Here is a 14,284-nt window from a genome sequence, read left to right on the forward strand (position 1 = left end):
CGCCGCTGCAATGGCGCAGGCAGGCAACAACGAAAACGGCGCACCCATGTGCGCCGTTTCAGTGCAAAGCCGTGCGCGTTGTGTGCTTACACGTCGCCGCCGTCGGCCCAGCCTTCGCCCGTGCCGGCCTGGAACACGCGGTCATCGCCCTGCACATCGCCCGCCGGCAGATGCGCTTGGTTGGCCAGCGCCGCGTAGATGGGGGTGAAGTCCGGCGACGTCGCCTGCATCAGCTGCTCGAAGCTGTCGATGACGAAGTAGGTCTTCTGGAAGGTGTCGATGCGGTACTTCGTGCGCATGATCCGCTGCAGGTCGAAACCGATGCGGTTGGGCGCGGCCGATTCCAGCGAGTACAGCGACTCGCCCTTCGACGACACGATGCCGGCACCGTAGATGCGCAGGCCCTCGGGCGTGTCGATCAGGCCGAACTCCACCGTGTACCAGTACAGGCGGGTCAGGTTCTGCAGCGCGTCCGGGCCGATCGCGTGGGCTTTGACGCCGCCACGGCCGTACGCCTCCATGTAGTCGGCGAACACTGGGTTCATCAGCAGCGGCACGTGGCCGAACAGATCGTGGAACAGGTCCGGTTCGGCGATGTAGTCGATCTGGTCCGGGCGACGGATCCACCAGGTCACCGGGAAACGGCGGTTGGCCAGGTGGTCGAAGAAATCCAGTTCCGGCAGCAGGCCTTCGACGCCGACCAGGGTCCAGCCGGTGGCCGCGCCCAGTACTTCGTTGAGTTGGTCGAAGCGCGGAATCATGTGCGCGTTCATGCCCATCTCGTCCTGTGCATCCAGGAATTCCTGGCAGGCGCGGCCAACCAGCAGTTCGCGCTGGCGCTGGTACAGCGTGCTCCAGGTGGCGTGGTCGTCGGCGCTGTAGGTGTCCCACGGCTGCTCGACGAGCGCGGTGGTATACACCGGCACGTAGCCCTTGTCGGTCTGCTGGTGTTCGACGCGGCGGGGCTGGGCGAGGTCCATGGGGCACTCCTGGATGGGATACCCACGATGCTAGGGCAGGGTGCGCGCAACAGGGTTGCAAAAGTTGCGCCGATTGGCCTTGTTGGCGCAATATCCTTGCGTACTCACCATGTTGCGGGGCAACAATGGCCGGAGAAGTCCAGTTCGATCGCACGGATATACGTCTGCTGGCTGAAATCCAGCGGGATGGGCGCGCCACCAACGCCGAGCTCGCAACACGGGTGAACCTCTCGCCCTCGGCCTGCCTGCGCCGCCTGCAGCGGCTGGAAAGCGAGGGCGTGATCGTCGGCTATGGCGCGCGGCTGGAGCCACGGCAGCTGCGGCTGGGCCTGCAGGCCTTCGTGCGCGTGCAGCTGGAAAAGCACGACCAGGCCGCCATCGGCCACTTCGTGGACAGCGTGCAGGGCTGGGATGAAGTGGTGGCCTGCCATGCACTGACCGGCGACATGGACTATCTGCTGCACGTCTACGTGCGCGACCTGGAGCACTTCTCGCACTTCCTGCTGGACCGGCTGCTCAACGCCGGTGGCGTGGCCGATGCCAATTCCAGCTTCGTGCTGCGCACGGTGAAGGGATTCCAGGCATTGCCGCTTTCACAGCTGGAATAAGCGCGCCGCCGCGATTTGACGCAGCCGGGCGGGTAGCTGAGCATCACCGCCCTGCGCTCGCCGCAGCGTTCCTTTCCGGTTCCACGCATGTCCGAACTCCAGCACCCGGTGCCCACCACCACCTTCCTGCCGCTGCAGCGCAAGTCGCTGGCGCGCTACATCGCCCATGGCACGCCACCGCAGACCGCAGTGGAGCAGGCTGGGCTGATGGCTGCGCAGCTGTGCCGGACGCGCCTGCATCCAGCCGCCGAGATCGAGCGCCTGCTGCATGATGCCTGCGCACTGTTTGCCGGCAACGAAGGCGCGGCCGCTCAGCTGGCTGGCCCCGGTGGCGGTGGCCAGCCGGAGCTGGATGCCTGGTTGATCGCATTGGCCGCCCACGGCGTGCTGCTGGCGCCGGCGGAGATCCTGCAGGACTTCATCGTCCAGTCGCCCAGCGAGTACCCCGGCCTCGACCTGCAGCAGGCCTGCCAGGAAACCCTTGCCGAACACGAGATCCGCTTCCCGGCCGCGTTCGCCAGCGACGATGAGGACGACGTCCAGGACGAAGCCGTTGCCAGCGATGCGCGTGCGATCGAACACCATGGCCTGTACACCTCCGAGCAGGCCCGCGTGCTGCGCGCCATCGCCGCCAACCCCGATGAACTGATCGACCTCGATGGCTATGCCGGCACCGGCAAGGGCCACCTGGTGCTGGCGCTGATGGATGCGCGGCCGGGCCGCTACACCTACGTGGCGCCCTCGCGTGGGCAGGTGGAAGCCTTCCGCAGCCGCGTGCCGGCCAGCACCGCGGTGCGCCTGCTGACCCAGATCGAGTTCGCCAACCGCGTGGCGCAGCATGCCGCGCGCAGCGGCCACACCGGGGGCTTCGTTGCCAGCTACCGGCGCAGCACCCGCACGCCGCGCGAGATTGCCGGCCGCATCGGCCTCCAGGGCATCGGTGGGCGCAGCCCGGAGCAGGTGCTGCTGACTGCGTTCGAGGCCATCAACCGTTGGTGCGCGTCGTCGGCACCGGGCTTGGCGTTCCAGCATTTCGACCGTTCGGTGCCCGCCGCGATGCTCGACGTGTCGCCGTACATGGCGGCCGCCGAGCACGTCTGGCGCTGCATGTTCGACGCCGAACTGCAGCGGGGCACGCTGCTCAGCCTCAGCCCGGCGCACATCGGCAAGTGGCTGGCGCTGCGCGGCGTCACCCCGCCGCTGGACATGGGCATGCTGCTGGTGGACGAGGCGCATGACCTGAGCCCGTCGTGGAAGCAGTTGCTGGCCGGCCATGCGCCTGGCGTGGTCAGCCTGGGGGATCCGCACCAGTGCCTGTCCGGCACGGTGCCGCGCTGGGCCGCGTCGAAGGTGCTGGAAATGCACCAGTCGGTGCGCCAGGGCAACCAGGTCGAGGATCTCGTCAACCAGACCCTGGCGCTGGATGGACTGGGCCAGGAAAGTGGGCCGTTCGTCGGTGCCGCCGACCGTGCCACCGCTGTGCTGCATTACCGCCACTGGGCGCAGGTGCCGAGCGAGGGCCTGCGCATCCATGGCAGCGTCGCCGATCTGGCCCTGGATGCGGCACAGCTGCACGCGCTCGGGCTGCGGCCCTACCTGCATCCGGCATCGCTGCGCGCGCTGCGCAGCGTGCTGCAGCGGCCGCTGGATGCGTGGCGCCGGCGCCACGACAGCGCCTCGGACCCGGCATGGGAGCACGTCCTCGCCACGCAGGCCGACGAAGGGCAGGGCGCGCTGGTCGAACTGTTTGCGTCTGCCGATCGGGTGCAGTCACTGCTGCAGGCGCTCGACGACCAGGACACGCCTGCTGAAGGGCGGGTGGCGCTGTGCCTGGCCGAACACGCGAAGAACCTGCAGTTCGACGTGGTCTCGCTGTCACCCGGTTGCTTCCGTGCGGGGCAGGGCGGACGCATCTGGCACAACCCGGTGCGCGCGGTCTATCTGGCACTCACCCGTGCGCGACGCCAGCTGCATGTGCCGGCCGATGGCATGGAACAGCTGCAGCACACGGCGACACTGCAGGAGCAGGCCCGTCAGGCGCGCAGGCGCGAGCGGCAGCAGGCCAGCGGTTACCGGCCTGCGCGCTAGAACGCGCGTCGCTGTCTGGCAGCGACACGCTGGCTCAGGTCAGCACTTGTCCTTGCGGCCCATCAGCTTGCCCAGGCGCGAGGCTTCCTCGCACTTCGGCGCGGCCACGGGTGCCGGTGCGGCGGCCGCGGCGCGTGCGCGCTGCAGCTGCTGGATCTTCGCGCGGATCTGCGGCATCGCGGCCATTGCGGCCTTTTCGCCCTCCAGGATCGCGGTGCCACGCTGGCTGAAATCGGCGGCGCCGATGTCCAGCACCTTCGGGCGGATGACGATGTCGGCGCGTGCCAGTTCCTGCTCGCCCAGGCGCTGGCCCATGATCGAGATGGACTGGTTGACGATGCCCAGCATGTCGGTCGGCGCCTTGCCGCTGGCCTTGCTGGAGATGTCCACGGCGATCACGAAGTCGGCGCCGAGCTGGCGCGCGGCATCGACCGGCACCGGGCTGACCACGCCGCCATCGATGTAGTTGCGGCCACCGATCTTCACCGGCTCGAACACGCCGGGAATGCTGCTCGACGCGCGCACCGCCTGGCCGACGTTGCCGCGCACGAAGATCGCGCGCTCACCGGTTTCCAGCTGGGTGGCCACGGCGGCGAACGGCTTCTTCAGGCGTTCGGCGGGGCGGTTGGCCACTTGTTCGTTGACGTAGTCCTGCAGCTTCTGGCCCTGCACCAGGCCACCGGAGAACAGGCGCACGTCGCGGATGCTGGCTTCGTCCAGCGCGACCGCCTTGCTCTGCATCTGGAACGCATCCATGCCGCTGGCATACAGCGCGCCGACCACGCTGCCGGCACTGGTGCCGGACACCACGGCCGGTTCGAAGCCATTGGCCTCCAGCATCTTGATCACGCCGATGTGGGCGAAGCCCTTGGCTGCACCACCGCCGAGGGCGATACCGATCTTCACCGGCTTGGCCTGCGGCACCACGGTCGGTGCAGGCGGCGGCGTGGGGCGGACCGGGTCGCCACCGCAGCCGGCCAGCAGGCCGATCAGGGCGACGGACAGCAGCATGCGGGGGCGGAACAGGCTCATCGGCAGTGCGCTCGCGGCGCCGGATTCAGGAAAGGGCGCCAGCATACCGAAGCCGTGGCGGGGCGGGCAGGGTGGGGAAGTTCCCTATTCAGGAAAACGGGCGCGGTAGGTGCCGACCTTGGTCGGCACACGCAGACTCCAGTGCCGACCAAGGTCGGCAGCTACCAAACGAGTGGGTCAGAACCGGTTGTCGCCGTCCAGCATCCGGCCCAGGCCGCCCAGTACCGAGCCTTCGCCGCGGTTCTGGCCACCGCCCTGCGGCGCGGCCATCCACATGCGGCCGGCCAGGCGCGAGAACGGCAGCGACTGCAGCCAGACCTTGCCCGGACCGGTCAGCGTGGCCAGGAACACGCCTTCGCCGCCGAACAGCATGCTCTTGACGCCGGCCACCCGGCGCACGTCCATGTCCACGGTGGGGTGGTAGGCCACCACGCAGCCGGTATCCACATCCAGCCGCTCACCCGCGGCCAGTTCGCGTTCCACCACGCAGCCGCCGGCGTGGATGAACACCCAGCCGTCGCCCTCCAGCTTCTGCATGATGAAACCTTCGCCGCCGAACAGGCCGGTCATGATCTTGCGCTGGAACTGCACGCCGATCTGCACGCCGCGCGCGCCGGCCAGGAAGCTGTCCTTCTGGCAGATCAGGCGGCCGCCATGCTGGTCCAGCTTCATTGCCAGTACGGTGCCGGGGTAGGGCGCGGCGAAGGCGACCTTGCCCTTGCCGTGGCCGCTCTGGGTGTAGACGGTGGCAAACAGGCTCTCGCCGGTCAGCACGCGCTTGCCGGCGGCCATCACCTTGCCCATGAAGCCGCCGCCCTGGTCGCCGTTGGCGGCGCCGAACACCGTATCCATCTGCACGGTGGCGTCCTTGAACATCAATGCGCCAGCCTCGGCAATGGCGCTCTCACCGGGGTCGAGCTCGATTTCCACGAACTGCATTTCATGGCCGACGATGCGGAACTCGATGTCGTCGGCGCGGCTGCTGGCAGCGGCGGGGACCGGCGGCGGGGTGTTCGGCATGCCTGGGGCCGCGGACTGCAGTTCGGGCACCTCGGCGATCGAGGTCCACCCGCTCATGCCCTGGCACCAGGCCAGGGCGCGCGGATTGGCCTGCGCATAACGGCGCGCGGCCTCGTCATCAAGCGGGCCGATACGCTCGGCCTGGGCGGAGGCATGGAAGTACCACTGGGTCATCGCGGCGGCTCCGCAGGGCTGGAAAACCCCGAGTCTAGCGAGCACGCGGGGGCCGGGGCGACGGGGCCATGAACGGCAGGCATTTGCGGGGCAGGTGCTGTATTGCAACAATTATCTGGTAGCGCCGTTTTACCACCCCTCCAAACACAGCCTACCGCCATGTCCCCGACCCGCACTTCCCGTGGCCGCCTTCCGGTCGCGCGCCCCCTCGTTGCCGCTCTTTCCGCCCTGTTGCCGCTGGTAGCAGCCGCCCAGGAAACTCCCGCTGCCAAGGATCCGGTTGCCCTCGATGCCCTGCAGGTGACCGCGCAGCGGCGCGTTGAGAACGCCAAGGACGTGCCGGTCGCGATCAGCGCGATCCAGGGCGAGAAGCTCGATGTGCTGGGTTCGGCGGGCGATGACATCCGCTTCCTGGCCGCGCGCGTGCCCAGCCTCAACATCGAGTCGTCCTACGGCCGTGCCTTCCCGCGCTTCTACATCCGCGGCCTGGGCAATACCGATTTCGACCTCAATGCGTCGCAGCCGGTGTCGCTGGTGTACGACGACGTGGTGCAGGAAAGCCCGCTGCTGAAGGGCTTCCCGCTGTTCGACCTGGCCAACGTGGAAGTGCTGCGCGGTCCGCAGGGCACGCTGTTCGGCCGCAATACCCCGGCCGGCGTGGTCAAGTTCGACTCGGCGCGCCCGTCGCAGGATGCCGACGGTTACGTGCGCGTGGGCTATGGCAGCTACAACAGCTGGAACGTGCAGGGTGCCTACGGTGGGCCGCTGACCGATCGCTGGTCGGCACGCGTCTCGGCCATCTACCAGCGCCGCGATGACTGGGTCGACAACACCCGCGCCGGTGCGCCCAACAGCGGTTTCGAAGGCTATGACGAAGCCGCCGGCCGCGTGCAGTTCCTGTACGAAGGCGATGACTTCGAGGCGCTGTTCAACCTGCACAAGCGCAAGCTCAACGGTACCGCCCGCCTGTTCCGCGCCAACATCATCCAGAAGGGTGGCAACGGCCTGGTCGAGAACTTCGACCGCGACAAGGTGGCCAACGACGGCGTCAACTTCTCCGATCTGGAAACCTGGGGCGGCAGCGCGCGCCTGCAGTGGAACCTCGGCTCGGTGACCCTGCACTCGATCACCGGATATGAAACCGCTGAATCGCTCAACCGCGGTGACATCGACGGTGGCTACGGCGAGGCATCGCTGGGCGCTGGCAACTATGGGCCGGGCTTCATCCCGTTCTCGTCCGAGTCGGCCGACGGCCTGCCGCACCACCGCCAGTGGACGCAGGAATTCCGCGTCGAATCCAACGAATGGGGCCGCTTCGACTGGCAGGCCGGCGTCTTCTATTTCGACGAAGACGTGACCATCAACAACTTCAACTACAACTCGCTGAAGCCGGGCAACCCGCAGACCGGCCATGTGGTGCAGAACCAGCGCAACAAGGCATGGGCGGTGTTTGCCTCGGGTGACTTCGATGTCACCGACCGCTTCAAGCTGCGTGCCGGTGTGCGCTACACCCAGGACAAGAAGGACTTCAACGCCAGCGTGCTGCAGGCCGTGCCGTTCGGTACCCCGGTCAGTGGCCCGTATGTGGCCAACACCGACGTCAACGACGTCAGCTGGGATGTCAGCGGCGTCTACAAGCTGACCGACAACGTGAATGCCTACGCCCGCGTGGCCAAGGGCTTCCGCGCGCCGTCGATCCAGGGCCGCCTGGCCTTCGCGCCCGGCCTGTCGCAGGCCGATTCGGAGAAGGTGATCTCGTATGAAGCCGGTATCAAGGCCGACCTGTTCGAGCGGCGCGCGCGCCTGGGCCTGAGCGTGTTCCGCTACAACGTTGACGGCCAGCAGCTGATCGCCGTGGGCGGCACCAACAACACCGCCACCCTGCTCAACGCCGACAAGACCATCGGCCAGGGCGTCGAGCTGGACCTGGAGGCCTACCTGGCCGACAACGTCCTGCTGACCTTCGGCAGCAGCTACAACGACACCGAGATCAAGGACAAGGATCTGGCGGTGGCGATCTGCGGCGGTGGCTGCACCATCAATGACCCGACCACCGTCATCAACGGTGGCACCTACGCGCTGGTCAACGGCAACCCGCTGCCGCAGGCGCCGAAGTGGATCCACAACGCGACCCTGCGCGTGGGCTTCCCGCTCAGCGATGGCAGCGAGCTGTATGCCTACACCGACTGGGCCTACCGCAGCGCTGTGAACTTCTTCATCTACGAGTCGCCGGAGTTCCGCGGCCGTAGTTCGCTGGAAGGCGGCCTGCGCCTGGGCTACAACTGGGATTACGGCCAGTACGACGTGGCTGTGTTCGGCCGCAACCTGACCAACCAGACCCGCGTGGTCGGTGCGATCGACTTCAACAACCTGACTGGCTTCCTCAACGAGCCGCGTACCTGGGGCGTGGAGTTCACCGCGAAGTTCTGATGCGGTGACTGCGGTAATGCAATGAAGAAGGGCCGGCGCAATGCCGGCCCTTCTGCTGTATGGGGTCAGAGCCCTTTCCTGCGGAAAGGGATTCGACCCCGGAGCATCACTTACAGCGCGCTCTGCGGGCGCACCTTCAGCACCGCGTTCTCGGTGGCGCAGTCGCGGCTGGAGTGCAGGCCGGCCTTGCGCGCCGCTTCGATCTCCTTGCGTGCGGCCAGCAGGTCCTTGTTGAACGCGGCGTTGTCGTGCAGGCGGGCCACGGCGGCGGCGCCCATGAAGCGGCCTTCGAGGATGTCGCTCTGCCAGTGCACGTTGCACACCAGGCGGCTCTCGCCGTAGTTGCGGCCGCGCGCCTGGATGGCATCGGCGCGATCCGGTGCGATCTCCGACAGGATCAGGGCCCAGGCCCAGCCGATCGAGGTGTGGCCGGAGGGGTAGGAGCCGTTCTTGCGCAGGCCGTCCTCGTCCTTCGGCGAGCAGGTCGGCTCACCATTGACCATGAACGGGCGCGGGCGCTGGTAGTGATTCTTGGCGGCCTTGGTCGCCGCGCTGGCGTCGATCCGGCTGCGCTCCAGCAGTCGGTACAGCGCCGGAGTCTTCACCGCATCGACGTCGATGTCGGCGGCGCAGGAGAAGTGGTTGGCGCCTTCAGGGAAGCCGAGTTCCGCATCGACACCGGCCTGGGCGAAGCGCGGGCTGCCACGCAGCGCGCGGGCTTCACGGCTGACCTGTTCGTCCAGGGCGAGGGCGGCCGAACCGGCCACCGGCGGTGCCGGCACCAGGTCGAGGCTGGCCGGTACCGCGCTCTTGTCCAGATAGCCCACCGCCTTGGTGGTGATGTTGGCTTCGACGGCGGTCGGCTTGGCGGCGGTGGCGGCACAACCGGCCAGGGCCGCGATGACGGCAAGGCCGAGCAGCGGGCGGGCAGGGTGGGAAATCAGCGACATGGACAGGCTCCGGAAGAGAAAACAACGCGCCATGATCGCAGCCCGAATACGACACCGCAGTGGCCATCGGTCATACGGCCAGACCCGGCATGGTCATCGGAAGAATACGAAAAGCGTCATGGAGTGACGTCAGTCTCCTGAATCCGGGCGCAGCGCACGGACTTTCACGCCGCTGCACCGTGAGCATCGGCAAAACGGCAAGCGCCAGGGCCGTCCAGTTCCAGCCGGGTCGGGGGGATCCGCAGACAGAGGGAGAGAAGCGATGCGCAGCACCGCAACAGGAAGTACCGTCCTGGCCCTGCTCCTCGGGCTTGCAGCAACGCCGGCGCAGGCCGCCGACGTGGTCGGCGTGGCCTTCGTGCATGGCACCGGCGCGCAGACCAACGCCACCCAGGACTACTGGCAGCCGGCCATCATCGACACCGTGCGCCAGGGCCTGCCGAACAGCAGCAACTATGTGGTCATCAACTGCGACTTCACCCAGTACATGTGGAAGCCGGAGGCCGCCGGCTGCCTGGCCAACCAGCTGACCAGCTTCATCGACAGCCGCGGCATCACCCAGCTGGTGGTGATTACCCATTCCAACGGCGGCAACGTGGTGCGCTGGATCCTGTCCAACCCAACCTACGACAGCCGCTACCCGAAGATCATCCGCACGGTGCGCAAGGTCACCGCGCTGGCACCGTCCTCGGCGGGCACGCCGCTGGCCGATGCGGTGCTCAACGGCAACACCTTCGAAACCTCGCTGGGCTGGCTGCTGGGCTACAAGAACGACGCGGTGCGCCAGCAGCAGGTGGCGAGCATGGCTACCTACAACGCGCAGAACCTGTACGGCACCGCAGGCCGTCCCGCCCTGCCCAAGCCGTTCCGCGCGGTGGTCGGCAGTGATGTGGAATCGGCGGTGTGGGACAGCAACAGCTATTGCGGCGGCTACGCCGCCAATGTCGGCCTGGAGTTCACCCAGAACTGGCTGTCGTCCTGCTCCGACGGCTTCCTGGAGTGCAGCAGCCAGAAGGCCGCCGGCACCACCTGGTTCACCGACAAGGCGCGTACCCAGGGCGCGGAACCGCTCAGCCACAACCAGAGCCGCCGCGAGTGCTTCGGCCTCGGCACCCTGCTGCGCAACGACCTGACCCAGTGAGGGAGACGACCATGACGATTCAATCCACCCTGCTGGCCGGCGCCGTCCTGGCAGTGCTGTCCCTTTCCGCAGCGCAGGCCGCGCAGCCGCTGCAGGCCGCCCGTGCAGGCGACCAGGTGCCTGCCGCCCTGGTGGCCGCGCCGCTGCCCGCCGATGAAAGCGAACACGCGCCGCTGTCCTTTGCCTGGGCGTTGGACCCGGCACAACGGCTGCAGGCGGCCACGCCGTATGCCTCGGTCAGCCGCAGCTACTGGCAGCAGGTCGATGGCGCGCAGCTGCAACGTGGCGTCGATCTACCGCTGACGGCTGCCGACGCGGTGATCCAACTGAGCCCGGCCGAAGGCGCGCGTGCAGTGCCGGCCAACACCCTGCAGCTGCGCGACCCGGCCGGCCGCAGCAGCGTGGCGCGCAGTGTCGATGCGCGCGCGCTGCAGGATGCCGGCATGCCGGTGGGTGATGGCAGCAGCATGCTGCGCACCGGCGCGACCAGTGCGGCCGGTGCTTACACCCTGCAGAGCGCGCAGGCGCAGGGCCGCTACGTGGTGCAGGTGCTGGAGCCGAACAGCCCGCTGCGGCTGGAAGTGCAGGCCAACCAGGCGCAGGTGCTGGCCGGTGGCAACGTGCAGCTGCAGGCACGCTTGCTGGAAGACGGTGCCACCACCGCGCAGATGGCCTCGCGCCGCGGCAGCCTGGGCGGTGAAGCCCTGCTGGTCGCACCCGATGGCCGCAGCTGGCCGCAGCGACTGCTGCGTACCACCGACGGCGCGCTGCGCGCGCAGGTGCGGATCCCCGCAGACGTCGGCACCGTGCAGGGGCTGTGGGAACTGCAGGTGTTCGCCCAGGCCGATGGCGTGCTGCGCGATGGCAAGGTGGCCTTCGCGGTGGCACGGCCGACCGCGCGCTTCAATGGCCAGGCGGTATCGGACCCGGCCAGCCGCCAGGTGGCGCTGCCGCTGCAGGTGGCTGCCGCTGGCCGCTACGAGGCGCGTGGCACGCTGTATGCCACTGCCCGCGATGGCCAGCTGAAGCCGGTTGCACAGGCGCACGCGGCGGCGTGGTTCGATGGCCCGGGCGCAGGCCAGCTGGTGCTGCCGTTCGACCAGGCCGCATTGCCCGCTGGTTTTGGTGCGCCGTACGAGCTGCGCGACCTGCAGCTGCAGGACCAGAGCCGGATGGCACCGATCGAGTCGCGCGCGCTGGCGTTGAAGTTCTGAGGTTGCGTGCAGCGGGCCGGGTTCCGGCCCGCTGCACCGGTTTCTGTAGAGCCGAGCCTATGCTCGGCTGCCGTTCCCCGCGGCCAGGAGCAGCCGAGCATAGGCTCGGCTCTACAGAGGCACGTCGATTACCCCGCGTACGCGGTCAGCCGGCCTTCCTGCTCGCATACGGTGATCGCGCCGCCGAACACCGCCGACAGCGGTTCGTTGCGCAGCAGCTCGGCGCGGGTGCCATCGGCCAGCACACGGCCATCGCGCAGCAGCACCACCCGCTCGATCTCGGGAATGATCTCTTCGATGTGGTGGGTCACCAGCACCAGGGTGATGCCCTGCTGGGCCAGCACCCGCATGGTCGCCACCAGCTGTTCGCGGGCGACCAGGTCCAGCCCGGTGGAGGGTTCGTCCAGCAGCAGCGCCTGCGGCCGGTTGACCAGCGCGCGGGCGATCAGCACGCGGCGGGTCTCGCCGGCCGACAGCTCGGCGTAGGCACGCTCGCGCAGGGACAGCGCGCCGGTCATCGCCAGTGTCTCGCCGACGCGTGCACGCATGTCGGCGGTCACCTCGCGGAAGGCGGGCACCACGTAGCTGGCAAAGAAGCCGGACAGCACGGCCTGCTCCACGGTCAGCCCCGGCATGTCGGCCAGGTTGCTGCTGAGGTCGCCGGTGACGATGCCCAGCTGCGAGCGCAGCCGGTCCACCTGCCAGCGGTTCTGGCCCAGTACCTTCACTGCCACCGAGCCGTCGCCCTGCGCCAGCGGGTACAGCTCGCGGGTGATCAGTTTGATGAAGGTCGACTTGCCGCAGCCGTTGGGGCCGAGCAGGGCGGTGTGCTGGCCCTGTGCAATGCGCAGGCTGAGCCCGTGCAGCACCTTCACCTGGCCGCGCACCACGGTGGCGCGGTCCAGTTCGATCAAGGGGGGCAGCTCCGCGATGGGCGGGGCCGCAGTCATGGTGCAGGCGCGTGGATCAAGGCTCGACAACTCAGGTCCCCAACTGTGAACGGTGCCACGGATGGCGATGCGAAGCACCGCCGCAGGGATGCAGTTTGCAACGCAAGCGCCCATGATGTCTGCCATCCCCGCGTCGATACGGAGAGCCGCCATGCCCGATGCCCTGATGTCCCTGTTGACCGGTGGTGTGCTGGGCCTGGGCTGGTGGGCCATGCTGGCGGTGCTGCTGGTCTTCACCCAGATCACCATCTTCTCGGTGACCCTGTACCTGCATCGCAGCCAGGCCCATCGCGGGGTCGACTTCCACCCGGCGCTGGCCCATGTGTTCCGCTTCTGGCTGTGGCTGACCACCTCGATGATCACCCGCGAGTGGGTGGCCATCCACCGCAAGCACCACGCCAAGGTGGAGACCGAGGACGACCCGCACAGCCCGGTCACCCGCGGCATCGGCAAGGTGTTCTGGCATGGCGTGGAGCTGTACCGCGAAGCGCGCGGCATGCGCGCGGACATCGAACAGTACGGGCGCGGCACCCCGGATGATGTGATCGAGCGCCGCCTGTATACCCCGCATGCCACGCTGGGGCCGGTGCTGTTGTTCGCGATCAATACCGTGTTGTTTGGCCTGCCCGGCGTGGCTCTGTGGGCGATCCAGATGGCGTGGATCCCGTTCTGGGCGGCCGGCGTGGTCAATGGCCTGGGCCACTGGTGGGGGTACCGCAACTACGAATCGGCCGATACCTCCACGAACCTGACGCCGTGGGGGTTCTGGATCGGTGGCGAGGAGCTGCACAACAATCACCATGCCTTCCCCAGCTCGGCGCGCTTCGCGATGCGGCGCTGGGAGTTCGACATCGGCTGGAGCGCGATCCGCCTGCTGCAGGCGCTGCGCCTGGCCAAGGTGCTGCGGGTGGCGCCGGCCATGGACGTGCGCCCGAACATCGCCGTGCCCGATGCCGAAACCCTGAAGGCGCTGCTGTCGCACCGCTTCCAGGCGATGACCGATTACCAGCGCAACGTGTTCATGCCGGCCCTGCGCGAGGAAGCCGCTCACGCCGGTGCCAAGCTGCGCCGTCTGTTGCCGCGTCGTCTGCGCCGTGGCCTGGTCAATGATGGCCGCTGGTTGAAGCCGGACAGCCGCGCCCAGCTCAGCGCATGGGTGGAACAACGGCCGCGCATCCGCACGCTGGTCGAGTACCGCGGGCGATTGGCTGCGTTGCTGGAAGCCCGTGGCCACGACGCTGCCGAGCGCCTGCATCAGTTGCAGGCATGGTGCCGCGAGGCCGAGGAAAGCGGTATCGCGGCGTTGCAGGCCTACGTCTCCCGGTTGAAGGGCTACAGCCTGGTGGGCGCGTGAGGGCAGGGTACGGGCTTCTGCTGGCGGTGCTGTTGCCGGGCACGGCGCTGGCCCAGGTCACCGATACCGCCAGCTATCTGCAGCGGATGGACAGCGATGGCGACGGCCGGGTGAGTGAATCCGAGTACGTGCAGTGGATGCTGTATGCCTTCGACCGCATGGACCGCAATGGTGATGGCGTGCTGACGGCCGAGGAGCTGCCCGGTGGCAAGGGCAGGGCGATCAGCCGCGAGCGGCAGCGGCAGGTGATCGTGCAGCGCTTCCACACGCAGGATGCCAACGGTGATGGCGTCCTGGATGCCCGTGAACTGGCGGCGCCGCCACGCTGAGCGGGCGTAGAATC

Annotated in this window: 12 protein-coding genes; 7 read left to right on the forward strand and 5 right to left on the reverse strand. The window is 68.1% G+C overall.

Going from position 1 to position 14,284, the window contains the following annotated elements:
• Positions 1 to 86: 86 nt before the first annotated feature.
• Complete coding sequence (gene phhA / locus ACW5IY_RS00160) at positions 87 to 980, reverse strand: phenylalanine 4-monooxygenase (protein WP_049436152.1); 894 nt, start codon at positions 978 to 980, stop codon at positions 87 to 89.
• A 125-nt stretch (positions 981 to 1,105) separates the two neighbouring features.
• On the opposite strand from phhA, the gene ACW5IY_RS00165 reads away from it, so the two are divergent.
• A complete protein-coding gene (locus ACW5IY_RS00165; RefSeq protein ID WP_004153377.1) occupies positions 1,106 to 1,588 on the forward strand; it encodes an Lrp/AsnC family transcriptional regulator in 483 nt (160 codons plus the stop codon).
• Between the two features lie 87 nt (positions 1,589 to 1,675).
• A complete protein-coding gene (locus ACW5IY_RS00170; RefSeq protein ID WP_049436153.1) occupies positions 1,676 to 3,676 on the forward strand; it encodes a hypothetical protein in 2,001 nt (666 codons plus the stop codon).
• A 39-nt stretch (positions 3,677 to 3,715) separates the two neighbouring features.
• Here ACW5IY_RS00170 and ACW5IY_RS00175 read toward each other — a convergent pair whose 3' ends face one another.
• Positions 3,716 to 4,708 carry a patatin-like phospholipase family protein gene (locus ACW5IY_RS00175; protein WP_019337382.1) on the reverse strand — a complete coding sequence of 331 codons (993 nt, stop codon included), beginning with the start codon at positions 4,706 to 4,708 and terminating at the stop codon, positions 3,716 to 3,718.
• A gap of 177 nt (positions 4,709 to 4,885) precedes the next feature.
• Positions 4,886 to 5,902: a TIGR00266 family protein gene (locus tag ACW5IY_RS00180; protein WP_054170637.1), complete on the reverse strand. Its 1,017-nt coding sequence runs from the start codon at positions 5,900 to 5,902 to the stop codon at positions 4,886 to 4,888.
• 159 nt (positions 5,903 to 6,061) lie between these two features.
• On the opposite strand from ACW5IY_RS00180, the gene ACW5IY_RS00185 reads away from it, so the two are divergent.
• Entirely contained in the window at positions 6,062 to 8,332 is a 2,271-nt protein-coding gene (locus tag ACW5IY_RS00185) for a TonB-dependent receptor (protein WP_049436156.1), read from the forward strand.
• A 110-nt stretch (positions 8,333 to 8,442) separates the two neighbouring features.
• Here ACW5IY_RS00185 and ACW5IY_RS00190 read toward each other — a convergent pair whose 3' ends face one another.
• Positions 8,443 to 9,282 carry an acid phosphatase gene (locus ACW5IY_RS00190; protein WP_049436157.1) on the reverse strand — a complete coding sequence of 280 codons (840 nt, stop codon included), beginning with the start codon at positions 9,280 to 9,282 and terminating at the stop codon, positions 8,443 to 8,445.
• A 262-nt stretch (positions 9,283 to 9,544) separates the two neighbouring features.
• Here ACW5IY_RS00190 and ACW5IY_RS00195 point away from each other — a divergent pair, with 262 nt between their 5' ends.
• Both ACW5IY_RS00195 and ACW5IY_RS00200 read left to right on the forward strand, forming a co-directional pair.
• Positions 9,545 to 10,423 carry a lipase family protein gene (locus ACW5IY_RS00195; RefSeq protein WP_019338121.1) on the forward strand — a complete coding sequence of 293 codons (879 nt, stop codon included), beginning with the start codon at positions 9,545 to 9,547 and terminating at the stop codon, positions 10,421 to 10,423.
• Between the two features lie 11 nt (positions 10,424 to 10,434).
• Entirely contained in the window at positions 10,435 to 11,637 is a 1,203-nt protein-coding gene (locus ACW5IY_RS00200) for a DUF4785 domain-containing protein (RefSeq protein ID WP_049436159.1), read from the forward strand.
• 128 nt (positions 11,638 to 11,765) lie between these two features.
• Here ACW5IY_RS00200 and ACW5IY_RS00205 read toward each other — a convergent pair whose 3' ends face one another.
• Positions 11,766 to 12,587: an ABC transporter ATP-binding protein gene (locus tag ACW5IY_RS00205; RefSeq protein ID WP_019338123.1), complete on the reverse strand. Its 822-nt coding sequence runs from the start codon at positions 12,585 to 12,587 to the stop codon at positions 11,766 to 11,768.
• 151 nt (positions 12,588 to 12,738) lie between these two features.
• Here ACW5IY_RS00205 and ACW5IY_RS00210 point away from each other — a divergent pair, with 151 nt between their 5' ends.
• Positions 12,739 to 13,941, forward strand: coding sequence for a DesA family fatty acid desaturase (locus tag ACW5IY_RS00210; protein WP_049436160.1), 1,203 nt, complete (start codon positions 12,739 to 12,741; stop codon positions 13,939 to 13,941).
• A complete protein-coding gene (locus ACW5IY_RS00215; RefSeq protein WP_049436161.1) occupies positions 13,938 to 14,270 on the forward strand; it encodes an EF-hand domain-containing protein in 333 nt (110 codons plus the stop codon). Before ACW5IY_RS00210 ends, ACW5IY_RS00215 begins: the two co-directional genes overlap by 4 nt.
• Positions 14,271 to 14,284: the final 14 nt, after the last annotated feature.

The sequence above is a fragment of the Stenotrophomonas sp. C-A genome (assembly GCF_054030835.1).